The following is an 18,602-nucleotide window of genomic DNA, read 5'->3' on the forward strand; positions in this document are numbered from 1 at the left end:
CCCGCCAACCCGGGATAAAGCGGGCTTTACTCCCGGGGATAAAGCCCGCTAAATCCCCGGGAGTAAAGCAGGCTTTATCCCGGTCAGAAGGTGCCGACCCAGCGGAGCTTGGGCCAGAGGGCGGCCCAGGGCTCGGCCGGGGTGCGGCAGACGAGGACGGGCTTGTCCTCGTCGAGGTGGGGGAGGTCGAACTTGAGCGTGGCCGCGACCACGCAGTTGGCGAAGTGCGGGGCCAACGTCGCCGCGTCCGTGCCGACCGCGATCACGACGGTCTTGTCGTCGGCGGGGAAACCGAAGTCGTAGTACGAGTTGTGCGGGCTGTACGCGGCGGGCAAGCCTGAGGCGGGGCCGAAGCGATCCAAGGCGCCGGCTTCCGCGTAGTTCCAGCCCAGCAAGGCGGTGTGCGCGCGGTCCGGCTCCGGCAGCGAGAGGTAGACGTCGGCGACCTGATCGGTGAGGCGGTCCCACCCGGCCTGCCCGAGCTGGGCGTCGCCGAGGCCGCCCAGCGGCGAATCGGCCGCGTACGCGTCGATCGGCAACACCGGCAGGGACATGATCGCGGCGAGAATGGCGTTGGCGACGAGCGCGACGGTCATCAACACCCGGCGCGGCAACGACTTCAGCCAAGCCACCGCGGGCACGCAGCCGGCGGCGAGCGAAACGGTCAGCAAACCCTCGGTGTACCGCCCGAAACCGCCGATCGCGATCAGCAGGACGACCAGCACGAGGTAGGCCACGGTGAACGATCGGTACGCGGGACGCCGGAAAAGCCAGACCAGGCCGGTGATCCACAGCGGTGTCAGGAAAAGCCCGATCATGAGCACCTGCCCGACCACGAACCCGATCGCCGTGTCCAGCCCGAACGAGCCGGACAGCTCCGACGCCATCGAGAACTGCGGCCAGCCGTTCGTGCCCTGCCAGAGCAGCACCGGCGCCGCGATGACCAGTCCGATCGCGAGCCCGCCCAGCAGATACCGGCTGCGCAGCACCTGGCGCGGACCGGCGATCAGCAGCCCGGCGACCAGGCCGATCACCAGCAGTACCACCAGATACTTCGCGAGCATGCCGACGCCGACGACCGCGCCGATCGCGAGCCAGAGCCGGGTGTCACGGGTACGCAGCAGCCGGATCGTCAGCCAGCAGACCGTCACCCAGACGACGTGGTCGACCGCCGTCGGATGCAGCACGTGACCGGCGGCCATGGTCGCCAGAGACGCCGACGCCGCGACCGCCGCGAGCACCTGCGCACGGCCGCCGCCACCGAGTTCACGCGCGATCAAGGCGGCGACGAACACCGAAAGTCCGGTCAGCAGCGCGGGAATCACCCTGATCGCGAACAGCGTGTCACCGAACAGGAACGTCTGGATCCGCGAGAGCAGCGGCACCAGCGGCGGCTGGTCGATGTAGCCCCAGTCGAGGTTACGGCCCGCGACCCGGAAGTACAGCTCGTCCATGTAATAGCCGTAACGACCGGCCACGACGAGCAATCCGGCGGTCAGCGCGACGCTCACGCCGAGTGCCGCGCGCCAGTGGAATCTCGGGACACCGGTGACGGCCTCGACAGAGGTATCTGGAATCGCTGTGGTGGCCGGCACTGGCATGCACCTCCGGTACGGAATTGTCTGCTCGGCAGGATCCCGTGGTGTCACCGAAATATGCAACGCTCTTGATTTCTAGGGAAAACTCGCAGGTCAGCGTGAAGTTGACACTGTGCACTGTGAGATTTCATTGCTGTTGATTATTTTCCTGCTAGCCTCGGAATCGTCCCGGTGACGCGCTGAGTCGCCGGTGAGTTCCCCGGCCGAATTCCCTGTTCGACAATTCGGTGAACGGTGGGCTCCAAGCACGACAAAACCTAAACCTCCAACGTAAAGGTGCTTGTGATCGGAATGCAGGACACTAAAATCGCGACCAGCCCCGGCAACCTGACCCAGTTCGAATACCTGGCGCTGAACAGCCCGTTGAACCTTTCCGACGGCCACGCCCGCCAGGCCCTCACCCCGGCCCAGTCCGGGATCATCGACGAACTGCCGAGCCTGTGGGCTGACGCGGTCAAGCGCCCTGTCGAAGAGGTGGAGCGCTCCGCGCAGCGCGCCTACTTCGAACTGCTGGGCCAGTACAGCCACCCCGGCGCCGACGGCCGGGTGCTCGCTTGCTACTCGTCCTCGGTCGCGATGGAGATCTTCGCCCGCGCGCTGGCCACCACCACCGACGCGATCGGGCTGGTGCACCCGACCTTCGACAACATCCCGGACATCCTGCGCGGTGTCGGCATGCGGCTGGTGCCGGTCGAGGAGCACTGGCTGCACGACGACGACCTGCCCGCCGACCTGCTTCGCTCGCTCGGCTGCCTGTTCGTCACCACGCCGAACAACCCCACCGGCAAGGTCGTGACCGAGGAACGCCTGCGCCGCCTCGCCGCGCAGTGCGCCGAATACGGTGTCGTGCTCACTTTGGACACTTCGTTCCGCGGCTTCGACACCCGCGCCCAGTACGACCACTACGCGGTGCTGGAGCAGTCCGGTTGCCGCTGGGTGGTCATCGAGGACACCGGCAAGCTGTGGCCGACGCTGGAGCTCAAGATCGGCTGGCTCGCGTCGTCGGCGAACGTCGGCCTGCCGCTGGCCAAGGTCTACTCGGACATCCTGCTCGGCGTCTCGCCCCTGGTGCTGTCGATGGTCAAGCGCTTCTCGGAGGACGCCGCCGGCGGCGGGCTCGCCGAGCTGCACCAGTTCATCGCGAACAACCGCGCGACACTCCGAAATGGACTCGCGGGCATTCCCGACATCAGCTTCCCCGACCCGGACAGCCGCGCCAGCGTCGAGCGGCTCGACGTCGGCTCGCGCACCGGCATCGAGGTCTGGACCGCGCTGCGTGAGCACAACGTCTTCGCGCTGCCGTGCCACCAGTTCCACTGGGCACGCCCGCAGGAGGGCGAGCACTCGCTGCGCATCGCGCTGTCCCGCTCGGCGGAAGCGGTCACCAAGGCCACCAACGCGCTGCGGGCCGTACTCGGCTGATGGACTCCGCCGGACCACTGTCCCATCGGCGGCGGTGGAGCCCGGGAGTCGTGCAGCAGGTCAGCCCGGCCGAGGTGATCGACCTCGGGCCGGGCTACCTCGACCCCGGGCTGCTTCCTGTCGACCTGTTATCGAAGGCTTACGGCGAGGCGCTCGCGGAGTTCGGCTCCGCGGCGCTGGCGTACGGTGATGATCAAGGCGCGCTGCCGTTCCGGGCGGCGGCGGCGCGCCGCGCCGGCTGCACGGAGGCGCAGGTGCTCGTCACGGCGGGCACGTCACACGCGTTGTACCTCATCGCGGCCATGTTCGCGTCCGACCAGGACGTCGTGCTGGTCGAGCGCTATGCCTACGACCTCGGCCGCAAGATCCTCACCGACCGCGGCCTGCGCACCCGCGCGGTGGAGATGGACGCCGATGGCATGGACCCGCAGGCGCTGCACGACGCGCTCGTCGGCGAGCGGGGCCGGGTCGCGTTCATCTACCTCAACCCGACTTTTCACAACCCGACCGGCATCGTCGTGCCCGAGACACGCAGGCGGGCGCTGCTCGAGGTCGCGGCCAGGCACGGCGTGCTCGTCGTCGAGGACGACGCGTACGCCGACCTCGGGATGGACGGCGACGTACCACCGTCGATGGCCGAACTGTCCGGTTTCGACGGGGTGATCCGGCTGCGGACGTTCTCCAAGACCATCGCGCCCGGACTCCGGCTCGGCTTCCTGATCGCCGACCCACGGACCGTGAACCGCTTGGTACGTCACGGTTTGTTCGTCAGCGGCGGATCGGCCAACCATGTCACGTCGCTCGCCGTCGCGTCGATGCTGGAGTCCGGCGACTACGACCGGCACCTGACCTGGCTGCGCGCCCAGCTCAAGGCCCGGCGTGACGCGCTCGTCGAAAACCTGAGCGGACCGTTCGACTTCGACCTGCCTGCGGGCGGCTACTTCCTCTGGCTGCGCTTCGCGGACGAGGTGCGCGTGCCGTCGGAAGTCATCGTCGCGGCGGGCGCGCGGTTCGGCGACGGTCCCGGCTCGGCTGTCCGACTGGCGTACAGCCTCAACTCACCTGACCGACTGGCCGCCGCGGGACGCGTGCTGGCCGGTTCGTGGATCCCCAGTTTGGAGCACACATGACCAGCACGATCGCGGGCCCCGTCGGCTACAGCCTCCCGCTGTCCCCGACCGGCGACGCGTCCATGATCACCCCGCCGCCGTGGCACTTCGCCGGCGACGTGATCATGGTCGACTACCGCATCGACCCCGAGGTGGCCAGGCGTTTCCTGCCGCCGGAGCTGAGCCTCGGCGACGACCCCGGCGCCGCGGCCGCGGTGTTCGCCGACTGGCAGTGGTGCTCGGACGACGGCGCCGAGCTCACCGACCCGGCCCGCTGCCAGTTCACCGAGTTCCTGATCCTCATCGCCTGCGAGTACGAGGGTCGCCAGCTCGCGCGGTGCCCGTACGCCTGGGTCGACGCGCCGGTGCCGATGGTCCGCGGCTGGATCCAGGGCATGCCCAAGCAGATCGGCGACATCCACCAGATCCGTCCCAAGACGGTCGGCCGCGCGGGACCGCGCCCCGGTGGACCCGGCCGCTTCGACGGCACGCTTTCCGTACACGGCAAGCGAGTCGCGGAGGCCACCGTCCTGCCGTCACACCAGATCGCCGAGCCGCCGCTCCTGCACGCGGTACCGTTGGTGCACACCAGGTTCTTCCCCGGCTGGATCTCCGGCGAGACCCCGCTTTCGCAGCTCGTCATGTCCGAGGTGACCGACGTCGAGTTCTCCGAAATCTGGGCGGGCGCGGCGGATCTCCGCCTGTTCGACACGCTGGACCCCGACTTCGCCGACCTCGCGCCAGTGGAAATCGGCTCCGGCTATGTGTTCTCGTATGCCGAGACGTTGCGCGGCGGCAAGCTGCTCTGAAGTTTTCCCTAGGGCTGCCCGCACGGACGCCGGGCCTGAATTCACGGCGTGGTGCGGGCAGCCCTTCCCATTCCCCGTGCCGTTGGGGAACCTGGGGGAGCTGGCTTGGGGGGTAGCTCCTGCACACAAGTGAACCATCGGGCTGGTCCACGAGCAGTAGTGGACAGTGGACGATCCGAGGTAGTGCCAGCCTTTCCGCCGAACGTGTCATCGAGATTTCATGCGTGCTCTCTACTGTCCGGGCTCCGAACGCCGGTCACGTCCCGGCAGAGTCGCGAATGGAACGGGAACACGTATGTCCGATGTGTTGCACAAGCTGGTCTCACTGGTGCTCACCGGTGCGCTGATCGGCCTGGTCGGCTGGCTCAGCGTCACGGTCCGCAAGAAGAAGGTCGCCAAGGCCGAGGCCGCCGCGCCGGCGCCGGTCGAGGACCGCTCGCAGGCCTTGCTGCGCCAGGCCCAGCAGTTCGACCGGAGCAGGGACGAGATGGCCGCCCAAGGCAGGTTGGCGGAGGCCATGACCCACGCGCACGCCGCCGCCCAGCACTGGCACGAGCTCACCCAGGCCAGGCCGGGGCGCTTCCAGGTCGAACAGCAGGCGGCCCTGAAACGCCTCAGTGAACTGGAAACCGCCGGACACGCCTGATGCCTGCCGCGATCTGGACCGGTGACCTCACCGCGGTCACGTCCGACATCTCCCGAGCACTCGCCACCGAACTCGGCCTGGCCGCCCTGCCGCCCGCCGTGACCCTTCCTGCGGAGGGCGACGGCGTCCCGGCAGGCAGCCTGCTCCCGCCACGCGAACGCTTCAGCGGCATGCCCGCGCCGACGCGGAGTTTCGTCTACGTCGACGCCCAGGCGCCCCGGCCGTTCGAACTCCGCGCCTCGATCATGAGCGGGCGCTCGGGTTTCCGGCGCAGTGTCGGCTTGGGACACCTGCTCTACGCGGTGCCCTTGACGGCGACCCTGCCGACGCGCGTGTCGCTGGGCGCGTCGGGGTTCGAAGGGGACTCCGCTGTCACGGGCCGCTTGGGCGGCTTGCTGGCGCAGGCCCACGCGCTGGCTCTTACGAAAGCCGGGCCTGACGTGAACCACACGTGGCAGGTGGAGCGCCTGCTGGCGATCGAGCCACTCGGTCAAGGCGCGCTCTTGGTCGTGCGCACCCTCCACCGCCCCAACGCCCGCGGCTGGTCGCTCAGCGCCGACGCCGTCCTGACCCTCGCATCCGCTGTGGAAACCGCGCTCGGTTGAAGGGGTCGTGAGTGGTAAGGCCGGTTAGAACCGGCCGTACCACTCACGACCCCCAGTCCCCGCATCAGCCCGAGCTGTATGAAGGCTCCCCTCATACAGCCATACGCGATGAGGGCTCCCCTCATACAGGTCGGCGTGGATGAGGGGAGCCTTCATACGGCTATACGCGATGAAGGCTCCCTTCATACGGCCGGATCTGTATGAGGGGAGCCTTCATACAGGGTCGGCTTGGGCGAGGCCGTCGAGGACCTCCAAGGGATCAGCGCTTGCCGTAGATGACGACCGAGCTGGACGGGCCCGCGCACTCGTACTCCCACGAGATCGACTCGCAGCCGTCGGGGACCTGCCAGACCGAGCGCGTGTCGGCCGGGATGGCGTCGAAGTGGATCGGCTCCTGGACGCCGTTGAAGAACACGTTGACGTCCTTCATGTCGTGGTACCCGGCGGACACCGCGAACCAGACGTCGCCGACGACCGCCGAGATGCCACGGGTCTCGATCGTGCGGTGGTGGAACTGGCGTTCGTCGCTGCCGGGGTATTCGTGATCTAGCGGACCTGCCATGTCGTCATCCTCTTCGAACGGTGTGGTCAACAGGTGGTTGTCGGTGTAGGACTCGTTGAGGTCGACGCCCTTGGCGACGATCCCCGGCACGTGCCCGGTCTCGGAGTACTGGTGGATGTCGTAACGACCAGCGTCGGCGTGTGGTTTGTTGCCGCTGTACCTGGCGATCCAGATGACCAGGTCGGGGATGCCCCACTGGTCGGGGCGCAGCTGCCTGGCGAGGCCGCTGTTCATGTAGACGCCCGGCCGGAAACCCAGCTCGCGGACGCGGTCGCAGAAGCGGATGCTGAACGGTTTCTTCTGCGCCAGCGGGATCTTCGCCGCGCCGGGCCGTGACTGGTCCTCCATGTCGAGCATCGGTACGACCTCGGTCGCGCCGAGGCGGTTGACCTCGGCGATGAAGATCTCGGCCTGGCGCTCCGGGCCGGGTGTCGGCTGGACGAAGTGATACCCGCCGACGGCGATGCCGACCGATTTGGCGCCGGCGACCTCCGCGTCGCCGGGGCCCTTCGGGGCGATGCCGCCGCCGTCGGTGAGTTTGACCCAGCAGTAGGTGACACCGTGGGCTTTCACCGCGTGCCAGTCGGTGACCTTCTGGTTGGCTCGGTAGATGTCGATACCCAAGGCCATGATGCTTCCCCCTTTCGTGCGTTACGGCCTGGGTCGGGCCGCCGGTGTGAATTCCATCCGCAGGTCGTCGACGGATTCGCCGCCACGCACCCAGGCCAGCGGTGCGTAGTGGTGCCGAAGACCGTGCGGTTCTCGCAGCAACGGGCGCCCGCGCGTGTCACGCGGCCATTCCACGTCGCCGTTCAGGGTGCGGGCGGCGACCAGCCAGTAGTCGCCCGCGTGATAGGTGCCGCCGGTGAACCAGACCTGCAGCCCGTCCTCGACGTCGAGCCAGCCGCCCGCGGTCAGCGAGACGGCGCCGTCGACGAGTTCCTTCGCACCGCGGCCGGTGGGTGCGCGGTGGTCCCAGCGGCGCAGGAACGGGTGCCGCGCCGCGAGCCTGCCGACCTCGGCGTCGGGCGTCCCGCTCAATTCGACGCGCAGCCGCTCGGTGTCGATGTCGACGACCTGCAGCAACGGCGACGTGACTCCGCGCGCGTCGTAGGCGTCGTCGACTACCTCCACCCAGTCTCCGATGTCGAGGTCGAGTTTGGCGTCGCGGCCGAGGTCGGTCAGCGTCACGACCGCCTCGTCGACGGACGAGACGCCGAACGTCACCGACGCGTTCTCGCGTGACCACTTGAAGGTCGGCTTGTCGCCGCCGCGATGCACTTCGATGCGGTACAGCTGGTTTTCCGGACCCCGGTACCGCGAATCCGGCGCGGTGAGGCACGGGTTGTCGTCGGTCTTCGCCGGCTTTTCGGTGCGTGCGGCCAGCTTCCCGGTCGAGACGGTGCCGCGTGCCCACTCGTCGAACGCGGCGCGCAGCTGGTCCTTGGTCGGCCGCTCGCCCACGGTCAGGCCGGTCAGCGGCAGCACTTGCCAGGTCACCTTGAGGCGCGCGGACGTGTCGGGCAGCGTCGTGCCCAGCGCGGTCTCGCGGATCTCAGGGTCCTGCAGGTGAGTCACCAGCCGCTCGGTCACCTTGAGATAGGCGAGGAACGGCAGGTCGGGAAGGTGGTCGATCTCCTTGTCCCGCAACGGATCGACGTAAGCGTCGGGCTGGGTCCAATAGGTCCAGCCGTCGACGGCAGCGTCGGTGGCGGGTTCGTCCTCGTCCGGGACGGGCACGCCGACCGGCGGGACGGCCGCGTCGACGCCGATGCCGTCCACGTAGTACCGGCCCGTCGTGATCCTCAGATCGGCGGGGTCTTTTCCTTTGGGCACATAGGTGATCCCGAACCCGAGCGCGTCGGACGGCCCGCCGTGGCGGCCGATGAGATCGGCCGCCAGCGTGCGCGTGGTGTGCAGGTTGATCAGTGCCTGCTCGTTGTCCTCCGAGTCCAGCCGGACCCGGCCCTGCTGCGTGACGACCGCCGAGAATCGCTTCTCCGGCCGGAAGATCAGGCGCGAGAGGTCGGCCTGCATGGTGACTCCTTAAGACTCGTAGACGATGCCGGCGTCCATGCCGGCAGGCAGGAATTCCTCCAGGCGCGCCAGCAGGTTGTCTTCCCGCTGCGGCTGGAACAGGTCGTGGAACGCGCCGAGTTCGGAACCATCCTCGGCGCCGCGTGTGATCTCGGCCGGGCAGTGCGCGGCCAGCTGGACGTACCCCGGCGTGCCGTAACGGACGCTGGTGAACCGCGGTCGGACCCGGCGTTCGGAGGCGGGACCGGCCAGATCCGGCTGGCAGTGATACCGCCGAGGCGTACGGGAACCTGCTGGCACGTAACAGAAGCGCAGGCAGCCGATGCCACGCCGGGCGACGTGCACCCGGCCGTCGAAGATGCTGTTCTCGCCGAGCGAGATGGCGTGCGTGTGCACCTCGCCGAGCACCGTGCTGCGGCGGATCGACAGTATCGCGTGCGCGTGGCGGCATTCCGGCGCCGACAGCGCCTCGAACTCCCGGTCGGTGGCGTCGAGGACGCTGTCGGCCAGGTGGATGCGGATCGGGTCGGTGCGGACCTCGTCGTTGATCACCAGGATCGTGCCGAGGACGCTGCGCTCGATCTGGACGCACGCCGTGGTGCATTCCAGGATCAGGCTCGGCTCCTCCGGTTGCGCCGGATGGCATTCGGGTTCGAGTGTCCACCCGGGAACGAGCGTGCAGTGCCGCAGCACGAACTCGCCCATCGGGCCGCTGACGTGCACGCCACGCCCGGTGATCAGCAGCCCGTCCATGATCAGCCGCGGCGCGCGGGTCCCGCATTCGTCCACTTCGGACCCGGCGGTGGGCTCGACGATCAGCGCGTCCGGCCGGTTGCTGTACCAGTCGAGCAGGCGGATCACCGGGCGGACGCCGTCGGCGGCGCGTACCTCCAGCCGGTCGCCCCGGTCGAGCACGAAGGCGATCTGCTCCTGGTAGGCGCCGCTGTCGGTGATCTCGATGATCGCGTTCGACTTCGACAGGTCCTCGGCGCGTTCCTCCCGCCAGCGCCGGTACGCGTCCATGATCTTGCTGTCCGGCTCGCCGGGCCCGACCCGGTAGACCGACACGTCCGGCGGACGCGTCAGCTCGCGCGGGTATTCCCCGCCGCCCAGGTCGTCGCTGAACGCGTAGTGATAGGTCACCCACACGCCGCGTTTCGGCGCTGACCTTGCCCCGAAAGCGATCCGGCCGAGTACCGGATCGACCGCGACCTGCTTGCGCTGCGGCCGGTAGGTCCAGTCGGACAGGTCGGCGACCACGATGTCCGCGAGCGGCACCGGATGGTGGTCACCGTCGCGCCAGATCTGGAAGCTCTTGCCAGGCCCGTAGAAATCGGCGAGCCGCTCGGCCAGCGCGCGCCTGCGGATGAACGCGGGCACGTTGTCGGCGGTCGCGATGTGCGTCGGCGACGGCTCGGGCACCGGCTTCGTGACCAGCGGTGTGTCGTTGCCGAGGATGGAGAAGGTGAACAGGTTGCGCGCCCGGTCGATGCAGTACGCGGGCGCGTTGGTGACCGAGTACGGCTTGAGCCGCCAGACGAACAGGCCCACCGCGGGCGGCGAATAACGGCCCTGCCTGCGTGCGGAGCTGATCCGCGCGGCGGCGGCCCCGTGCGCGAAGCCGTCGAAAGGCGACCCGAGTTCGTCCAGTTCAGCGCCACGCCGGACGTCCACAGTGGACGCCTGAGTGGCGCGCGGCGCGAGCCGCACCGACTGGTACGTGTCGAGCAGCGGCTGGAATTCGACCGCGCGCGCCGGCCAAGCCGCGACCGTCCGCGCGATGTTCTCCAGAAGCGGCAGGGTGCCCTTGCGCCGCCTGCTGGACACGGTCGCCGCCACGTCCGCGCGCGGCGCCAGCCTGGCGGCCAGCGATGCGGCGGCCGGGCCACCCTTGCTGACGGCCTCCTCGTAGCCACGCAGCGTCCGGTAGCCGACCAGGTCACCGAGATACGGCACCGCCCACGGCGCGCAGGTCTCGATGAACCAGTCGTCGTACTGCTGCTCGATATCGGATTCGACCAGGTCGAGCTGCTCGGCCATGACGGCGAGCAGCGCACGGAGCGGCTCGCCGCTTTGAAAGGTTGGGCGCGCAGCGCCTCCGTTGAGGGTGGTGGTGGGAGACGGGCGGGCATCGCGTCTGCGGTGGAACTGCGGCAGCAGCTCGAAGAGGCGGTCGGGTCGGCGGCTCATGACCGCACCTCCTTGAGGATGACGGTGTCGGGCACCGCGGCGGAGACCACCGCGAGCTGGGCGGGCCGCACGCCGCGGAACACGATCACCTTCCGGCCGCGAGGCAGCGGCGTCGCCTCGGTGAGGTCCGGATTGAGCCTGCCCAGCTCGGCGACCGTGATGCCGTGCTTGGCCGCGATCGCGGTCAGCGTCTCGGTCGGCTCGCCCGGCGGCGGGTCGACCCGGTACACGGTCTCGTCGTACTCGGCGAGCCTGGCCGGGACGACCGTGCGCGGCTCGTCGAGCGTCTCCAGCAGCCCGTCGAGACCGACCGGCGTGATGCCGCCCGGCACGCCGGCGAACACGTCGACGTCCACGTAGTCGACGCCCGGCACCGCCTGCGCGATGGCCAGCACCTCGGACAGGTACGCGGGTTGGCCGAGCTCACGGTTACGGAAGCCGAGCCGCGCGGTCAGTGCGGCCCGGACAGCGGGCTCGACGGTTTCCCAGTCATGGTCCGGATGCACCCGGATGTTCGCCGAGATCACCAGCAGCACGGCTTCGCGCACCGCCACGTCCGTCGGCGTCGACGGATCGCCCTGTTCGGACAGGGCCGTGCGCAGCGTGGTGACGATGTCGGAGTCTTCCTGCAACGCGATGTCGTCGGCGCCGGCGACCGTCACGTGCACGATCTGCCTGGTGCCGTTGAACAGCCGCCGCGCGCTCGCCCGGCCGACCCCGGCACGCGCCTTGGCGAAGTCCTCGAAGTCCGGCACCGACACGAGCCGCTCGAACGCGGTCACCCGCAACGGGATGTTGCGGCGCAACAGGCTCGCGTCGTCCCGGTCAGCACCACCGGTCGCGGGCAGCGGATTGTCCACTCCGGACACCCCGAGCGGCCGGGTGGTCAGCTGGGTGATCCGCCCGGTGGCGACGTTGCCCGCCTTGCCGAGCCCGACCCGGTAGCGGGCGCGGACGTTCTCCACGCCGGTCGGGAGCCGCGCGCCGTGCTTGCCGTCGCCGAACGTGACACGCACGGCGTCGTGCTCGGCGGTTTCGGTGACGTAGACCTGTTCCTCAGGCCCGCGCCCGGCGAAACTGTCCACCTCGTGCCACCGGACTCCGTCGACGCGGACCTCGAGCGTGCTGGTCGCGCCGAGCGGATCGTCCGACGCCAGCCAGGTCAGCGGACCCTGCCGGAGCTGGAACGACTGGCTCGGCTTGCTCGCGTCGCCGCTACCGATCGGCTCGTCGCGGCCCGCGCCGTGCGTGGCGCGCACGACGTTGGCGTAGACGTGCACGGTCTCGCGCTTGTACCGATACGCCAGCCCGCCGACCAACGCGATCTTCGTGTGCACCAGCTCGCCGGGCCGGGTCGGCTCGACGACCTGCTGGACACCGGCGAGCATGGCCAGCTCGGTGCCCTTGACCCCGGCCGGGCTGCCGGGGAGGTCGGTGCGCTCGCCCGTGACGATCACCCAGCGGCCGGGGGTGAGCCCGTCGTACAGCTCGGCGAGCTCGATCTCCTTGTCGCGCACCTCGTCGGTGATCGGCTCGTCGGCCAGCGCGAGGCGGTCACCGCGCAGGTAAATCGAGGTGTCGCGGATCTCGGTGAGCCGAGTGTCGCTGTCGTCGAGCCAAGGCCGGTCGAGCGCCAGCTCGGTGACCTTCCCACTGATCCCGAACGCCTGCTTCGCGAGCACGCGGACGCCGGTGACCCTGGCGGTGACCAGCTGGAGCGGCTTGGCTCGCTTCGTCGGACGTTCGATCACCACCCAGCTGCCGACCCCGACACCCTCGTAGACCGCGTCGAGGGTGAGCACGTTCGCCGGGAACCGGGTCGTGGTGGCGAAGTTGATCTCGACGAACGGCTCGTTCTTCTCGGTCTGCCGCCGGAGGTTGACGATGATCAACCGATTGGTCTTCGGTTCGAACATGAAGAACGGGCCGAAGGCTTCATCGAGCGCGAGGTCTCTTTCAACGCTGCCCGCGAAGACTCCGGACGCCGTCACCTTGACCTTCTTGGTCGCCTTGTCCTCTTTGGACACGACGATCGTGTGCCCGGGGATCCCGCCGCCGAACACGAAGGTGATCTCGCCGGTGCGCTCGTCGATGGTGTACTCGACCTCGCCGGGGCCGATGGCCAGGCTGCCGTCCTCGGTCAGCTTGCGGATCTCTCCAGGCCAGGTGTTCGCGCCTAGCAGGAAGCGCACCGACGCCGACTTGGGCGTGTCCTTCGGGCCCGGCGGCTCGACGGGATCGTCGGGATCGGGCGGTGGCTTGGGTTTCTCGTCGTAGGTGACCGTCAGGGTCAGCGCCTGCTGACCTTCGAGCTCCCAGTCCTCCGGCGTGATGGGCTTGCCGTCCCTGGTCGTGCGCAACGGCGCCGTGGCGCCGAACGGCGTCGCGACCTGCCGCATCGCCTGCAATTCCTGCAAGGCGAGTGGCGCGGCGAGGTCGACCTGCCGCCAGGCGGTGTAGAGGCCTTCGCCGACGCGCGGGTCGAGCGCGGTCAGCAGCTGCGCGCCGAGATCCGAGCCAGGCCCGTACAACTTGGCCAGGTCACGCTTGAGCTGACGCGAACTGGCGGGTGGCCGGTTCGGACTGGTGCGCAGCGCGCCCAGCAGCGCGCCGAGGCCGAGTACCGCGGGGCTCGTCGGGTTCGGCTTGTCGAGTGCGAGCGCGCGGAAGAGCGACTCGGCCGCGTCGTCCGGCTGATCCGGCTCCAGCTTCTGGACGCCCTTCTCGCAGGCAGCCAAGTTGTTCTGGAGCGCCACGAGCCACTCGTTGATGTGGGCGTAGTGCGCGGTGAGCTCGATCTCCTCGGCGAGCCGCTCCAGCACCTTGCCCAGCGCGTGCAGGTACTTGGTCGGGCTGGTGAGTTTGCCCGGGTCCTCGGGGACCGGGGGCACGGCCTTGTCGTCGCCGTTCTTGCCCGCGATGGCGTGCAGGGGTTTCAGCACACCTTCCACGAACTTCTTGAGGATCGAGCTGCGGCGGACGACCGGTTCCGGGTCCTCGATGATCGGGTTGAGCAGATCACGCAGCTTCTTGCGCATGCTCGCGAGGTCAGGCAGCGGCTCAGCCTGCCGTACGACGGTCGTGATGTTGTTCTCGCGATCGAGCACGACCTCGGAGACGACGTCGAGCACCTGCCGGTCCCGCTCGGTACCGAAGACGTAGAGCAGCCGGTCACCCGGCTTGATGTTGTTGGACACTCCGGCCAGCTGGACATTCGTCCGCGTGTCCATGCCGGTCTTGGTGAGCTGGAACGGTTGCCGCTGCCGCACCTTGAGGTCGTTCCACGACCAGCGCGCGGCGAGTTCGTCCATGCTCTCGAACGACTGCGGCTCTTCGCCGGGCCCGGGAACGCTCTGCGCGCGGGCGCCCTGGGGAATGGTCGAGCGCAGGTCGTGCCCGGGACGCGGGTCAGCGTCGAGCGTGTACGCGAGATACGTCCCCGCCGAAACGCCAGGTCTGGGCAGGTACCCGACGAGACGGCCGAGCAGCGCGAGCGAGCCTTCCTCGGTCGCCGTGCGCAGATAGCCCTCGGACGCGATCCGTTCCAAGTGGAACGTGAGCAGATCCGCCAGCGACGCGGCCGAGTCGAGCAGCCCGATGGCCGGATCGTCGGTGGTCCGCACGGTCAGCCCGCTCAGCGCGGGATAAGCCGGACTGGACAGCCTGGCCAGCATGGTCGCGAAGAACTCGCCATGCGTGCCGACCCGGCGCGCGAGCGCGCTGAGGCCGGGCGGGTTCACCACGGTCAACGGGGTCTCCACCGCGATGCCGGTGCAGGTGGCGCAGCCGCAGCCGTTCATCGTCCACCTCCCACCACGAACGAAAGCTTGCCGTTCTCCGGACTGTCGACAGCGTTGTCCAGCTGCGCGATCTCCAGCGGGCCGAGCCGCAGCAGCCCGGCTTCGAGTTCGCCCATGTCCTGGCCGAACTGGCGCCGCAGCCTGGTCACCCGCACGGTGGCCACGCCCGGCACCGCCGCCGCGACGGCGACGATCTTGCTGGTGCGCACGGGATCGCCGAAGGTCACTTTGTCGGGATGGAAGAGCCCGCGTTTTCCGTTGCCCAGCACGGTCTTCAACGCCGCGAGCACGTGCTCGCGCTGATAGCCGGGCGCCAGGCAGACGGTCAGCTCGATGTCGAGCGGAACCAGGATCGCCGGGCCGACCGCGACCTCGTGGCCGATCCGGCGCACCCGGCTCAGCGCGAGCGAGACGGTGCCCAGCAGCGCGGCGTCCGGCGTGCCCTGCCCGAGCGGGTCGATCGCGACGTGGATCTGCGTGCCCGCGCCGGTCCAGCGAGCTTCGGCCGCGGCGCGCTGCACGCCGGGCACCTTCGCGGCGAGCGTCGCGTAGTCGGCCGGGGTGATCGCGCGGAGCAGCTCGCGGCGCAGGCCGAGCGGCGCGAGCTGGCGGACCTCGTCGAGCGACTCCGGTTCGGTGCCGCCGGCGGCGGACAGCGGGTTGCGGACCTTGGTGACCCCGCCGGTCATCGCGCCGCAGCAGAGCACGAGGTGGTTGATCGCCTCGGCGCCGACGTTGCCCGCCGTGCCGTTGCCGACGCGGTACCGGGCTTGGAGTGTTCGGCCTGGTGGCGGTGCCATGCCGTGTTCGCCGTCGCCGAAGCGCAGCACGATCTGGCCGGAGCCTTCCTCGGTCTCGCCGACGAAATGCCGGTCGCGCGGGCCACTGTCGAGCAGATCACGCCGAGGCGTCCACAGTGGATCGCCGAGTGTGACGGCCGGAAGCGCGTCACGGGGATCGGTCCGCAGCGCGGACTTCGCGGAGCCTGCCAGGGCCGGATGCGCGGGGTCGAGCCCGCCGGCGTACGGCTCGCCCCAGCTCTGGGTGAGCTCCCAGCCGATGCCGGATTCGAGGACGCCGCCGTCGAGCGCACGGGCGCGCAGGGTGCCGAGCCGCCGGATCTTGGCGGCCAGCAGCTCGTCGAACTGCGCCTGAAGCTCACGCAAGGCTTGCAGCGGCCGATGTTCGAGCCGAAGCCTGCTGAGCGTCTTCTCGCCGAACAGAACGGTCAGCTCGGCGATCTGATCCCTGGTCAGCTTGTGTCCACCGTGGACTTGACGCCAGAGTTCCGCGAGGCGCGCACGTACCCGGCCCGGGATCGCCGCGAGCAGTCCCGCCTGGCTCGCCGCGACCGTGGCAGGCGCGGGATAGGCGACCTGCTGGGTGACGGGGGAGTAGCGCAGCTTCGGCCGGAACCGCCGGCGCGCGGGTGGATAGGTGACCTGCGCGAGCAGCGTGCGCAGCGCGGCGTGCTGGTCCTCGGTGGTGTCCGGCAGCACGAACTCCCTGTCCTGCTGGGTGTCCAGCGCGATGACGATGCCCGCGCGGCCGGTCGCGCCCGGTTCGAGCAGGTCGTCGAGCGTGCGGACGTCCTCGGGCTGGAGCGGCTCGCGGCGTTCGGCTGCCGCGATCAGCGTGGCGATCAGGTCCGCGGCCGGACCGGTGACCGAGTCCTGGACACAGCCGGACTCGGGTGGCTCGCAGCTGGGCGGATCCACCGGCGCGGGCGGGACGACGATCTCCTCGGGAGCGCCGCCGCACGCGGTCAGGCTGCGGCCGTGGTCGGCCAGCACGACGTTGCCCCGCGCGACACTGATGTCCTCGATGACGCAGCAGTCCTGGCCACCGCGTGCCGAGAGGCAGACGCTGAAGCCGAGCGCGTCCTCCCGCGCCCAGGTCACCTCGAGGAACTTCTGGTCGTACAGCTTGTCGACGCCGGGCGTGACCGAGAGCAGCCGGACCGCCTGGCGTTTGGCCGGGTCGGCGTCGGCGGCCGCGCCGGTGCCAGGTCCCTTGACCTCTTCGATGATCAGCACGTCGCCGGGGTCGAGATCGAGCTCGTCGTCGACCAAGGTCGCGGACGTGGCGCCCACCGGCAGCGAGCACTCTTCGTCGCCCCAGGTCCAGAACCGGATCAGATTGTGCGCCGGGCGCAGGGTGAGATCGCCCGCGGGCAGCGGTTCGAACACCTCGAAGACCACACCGGCGGGCAGCCGCTCCAGGTCCTCGTCGGAGATGACCGTGCCGAGTTCAGGCCACTGCAACGGATCCAGGTCGCTCAGGTCGACCGCGACGAACCGGAAGTCGTCTTTGGACAGTGTCAGCACGTCGTCGACCTCGAGGCTCACGAACGTGCGCGCGTTGCTGCCGTCGTGCATCGGGTAGTCGACAAGACGGGCGTGCCTGCGCACCGAGATCCGGCGGCGCGCGGTGTCCAAATAGGCCTCGGTGGCGACCGCGTCCTGGTAGTAGCTGAGCTGGTCGCCGGTGTAGGCGAGCAGCTCGGCCACGGTGACACCGAGGTCGGGCACATGGCGTTCACGCCAGTCCGGTGTGGTCAGGGTGAGCCGGTCGAGCAGCACCCGGCGGATCGACTCGTAGTCGCGCGCGGTGTAGTCGAGCGCGGGTGCCGGATGCCCGGACGGCTCGCTCTCGTCCTCGGCACGGCAGTCCTGATCGGTCGGGCAGGCCTGGCGGAAGCTGAAGTCCGCGTGCGCGTACCGGGGGTCGAAACCCTTGTACGGCACCGTTCCCGGGAATCCGTACGAGTCCGGCTTGACGATCGAGAGCCGGTACGTCGAGTGGTCGCCGGTCTTGTCGACCGTGATGTGCGCGCGGTCGTCGAGCGCGGGATCCTCCTGGATCTCCAGCTCGACGTCGATAGCCTTGATCCCGGTGATCCGGCGGCCGCCGTCGATCCGGATGTTCTCGGTGGCCAGTTCGTGCGGCGCCTTTCCGAGGAAGGTGACGGTCAGGACGAGGCCCGCGTCGTCGACCTCGACCCCGTCGATGCCGTTCTGACGCTCGGCGCGGATCTTCGCGCGGCGCCGGTCCGTGCGGCAGAGTGTCATTGGCCGCCGCTCCTTTCGAACGTGTCCGCGCGGCGGGTGCCGGTCGGGCGGACGACATAGCCCAGGTGCACGCGCAGGACGTTGTCCTCGCTGACCACCTCGAGCGCTTCGATGTCGATCACGTCGCCCAGCCAGCGCTGCAGACTGGCCTGAATGGACAGTTGCAGCGCGGAGGCGAACTCGGGACTGTTCGGCGCGAACACGAGGTCGAGCAGCCCGCAGCCGAAGTCCGGCCGCATCACGCGCTCGCCGGGGCTGGTGAACAGCAGCTGCTCGATCATGTCGCGCACGTGGTCGTCGTAGCCGGTGTCCGCGGTGCGGCCGCGGCCGTCGGCGCGGAACGGGAACGCGAGGTCGGTGCGGTCGGGCAGTGTGCGCGGCGAAGGCGGCTCCACCTGGCGCGCGGCGCGGGCGTTCACTGGCCCACCGCCCGCTGCTGCACGACCGTGACCAGCGGCGGACCCTGCGGGATCTTCTCCGCGCTCTGGCACAGGCCGACCGAGCTCTGCAGGATCGCGGGCTGGCCGTTCACCTGGATCCGCGCGGACGGCGTCACCCATTGGATGGTCACGCAGGGCTGCGGTTTGCCGCCCGGCGCGAACGCGCAGCCCGCGATCGTGTAGACGTCGGCCTGGGTGGCGACCGGTTGCGTGCTCGCCTGTACGCGTGACTGCGACGGCAGCAGCGTCGCCTGGCCGCCGTGCGGGCACATCACGGTGGCGCCGACGTGAAGCAGGTTTCCCATTGCGTTTC

The 18,602-nt window shown here is 69.4% G+C and carries 13 protein-coding genes; 5 read left to right on the forward strand and 8 right to left on the reverse strand.

The window, feature by feature from the left end:
- Nucleotides 1-83: 83 nt before the first annotated feature.
- Complete coding sequence (locus tag AB5J62_RS20230) at nucleotides 84-1,595, reverse strand: glycosyltransferase family 39 protein (protein WP_370949854.1); 1,512 nt, start codon at nucleotides 1,593-1,595, stop codon at nucleotides 84-86.
- A 294-nt stretch (nucleotides 1,596-1,889) separates the two neighbouring features.
- On the opposite strand from AB5J62_RS20230, the gene mppP reads away from it, so the two are divergent.
- From mppP to AB5J62_RS20255, 5 genes are all read left to right on the forward strand, one after another.
- Entirely contained in the window at nucleotides 1,890-3,020 is a 1,131-nt protein-coding gene (mppP, locus tag AB5J62_RS20235) for an enduracididine biosynthesis enzyme MppP (protein WP_370949855.1), read from the forward strand.
- A complete protein-coding gene (locus AB5J62_RS20240) occupies nucleotides 3,020-4,150 on the forward strand; it encodes a PLP-dependent aminotransferase family protein (RefSeq protein WP_370949856.1) in 1,131 nt (376 codons plus the stop codon). Before mppP ends, AB5J62_RS20240 begins: the two co-directional genes overlap by 1 nt.
- Nucleotides 4,147-4,938 (forward strand): enduracididine biosynthesis enzyme MppR, encoded by a 792-nt coding sequence (mppR, locus tag AB5J62_RS20245; protein ID WP_370949857.1) that lies wholly within the window; start codon nucleotides 4,147-4,149, stop codon nucleotides 4,936-4,938. The genes AB5J62_RS20240 and mppR overlap by 4 nt, the downstream gene beginning before the upstream one ends.
- A 295-nt stretch (nucleotides 4,939-5,233) precedes the next feature.
- Nucleotides 5,234-5,584 (forward strand): hypothetical protein, encoded by a 351-nt coding sequence (locus AB5J62_RS20250; protein WP_370949858.1) that lies wholly within the window; start codon nucleotides 5,234-5,236, stop codon nucleotides 5,582-5,584.
- Entirely contained in the window at nucleotides 5,584-6,189 is a 606-nt protein-coding gene (locus AB5J62_RS20255; RefSeq protein ID WP_370949859.1) for a hypothetical protein, read from the forward strand. Before AB5J62_RS20250 ends, AB5J62_RS20255 begins: the two co-directional genes overlap by 1 nt.
- 259 nt (nucleotides 6,190-6,448) lie before the next feature.
- Here AB5J62_RS20255 and AB5J62_RS20260 read toward each other — a convergent pair whose 3' ends face one another.
- The 7 genes from AB5J62_RS20260 to AB5J62_RS20290 are packed head-to-tail and all read right to left on the reverse strand — an operon-like array spanning nucleotide 6,449 to nucleotide 18,594.
- Complete coding sequence (locus tag AB5J62_RS20260; RefSeq protein ID WP_370949860.1) at nucleotides 6,449-7,381, reverse strand: glycoside hydrolase family 25 protein; 933 nt, start codon at nucleotides 7,379-7,381, stop codon at nucleotides 6,449-6,451.
- Nucleotides 7,382-7,402: 21 nt separating this feature from the next.
- Nucleotides 7,403-8,788 carry a DUF6519 domain-containing protein gene (locus AB5J62_RS20265; RefSeq protein ID WP_370949861.1) on the reverse strand — a complete coding sequence of 462 codons (1,386 nt, stop codon included), beginning with the start codon at nucleotides 8,786-8,788 and terminating at the stop codon, nucleotides 7,403-7,405.
- Between the two features lie 9 nt (nucleotides 8,789-8,797).
- Entirely contained in the window at nucleotides 8,798-10,978 is a 2,181-nt protein-coding gene (locus tag AB5J62_RS20270) for a hypothetical protein (RefSeq protein ID WP_370949862.1), read from the reverse strand.
- Nucleotides 10,975-14,778, reverse strand: coding sequence for a putative baseplate assembly protein (locus tag AB5J62_RS20275; RefSeq protein ID WP_370949863.1), 3,804 nt, complete (start codon nucleotides 14,776-14,778; stop codon nucleotides 10,975-10,977). Before AB5J62_RS20275 ends, AB5J62_RS20270 begins: the two co-directional genes overlap by 4 nt.
- Nucleotides 14,775-17,849 carry a putative baseplate assembly protein gene (locus AB5J62_RS20280; protein ID WP_370949864.1) on the reverse strand — a complete coding sequence of 1,025 codons (3,075 nt, stop codon included), beginning with the start codon at nucleotides 17,847-17,849 and terminating at the stop codon, nucleotides 14,775-14,777. The genes AB5J62_RS20275 and AB5J62_RS20280 overlap by 4 nt, the downstream gene beginning before the upstream one ends.
- A complete protein-coding gene (locus tag AB5J62_RS20285; protein WP_370949865.1) occupies nucleotides 17,846-18,268 on the reverse strand; it encodes a GPW/gp25 family protein in 423 nt (140 codons plus the stop codon). The genes AB5J62_RS20280 and AB5J62_RS20285 overlap by 4 nt, the downstream gene beginning before the upstream one ends.
- The gene (locus tag AB5J62_RS20290) at nucleotides 18,265-18,594 is read right to left on the reverse strand and encodes a hypothetical protein (protein ID WP_370949866.1); all 330 of its coding nucleotides are present in this window, start codon (nucleotides 18,592-18,594) and stop codon (nucleotides 18,265-18,267) included. The genes AB5J62_RS20285 and AB5J62_RS20290 overlap by 4 nt, the downstream gene beginning before the upstream one ends.
- Between the last annotated feature and the right edge of the window lie 8 nt (nucleotides 18,595-18,602).

The organism is Amycolatopsis sp. cg5 (assembly GCF_041346955.1).
GTDB lineage: Bacteria > Actinomycetota > Actinomycetes > Mycobacteriales > Pseudonocardiaceae > Amycolatopsis.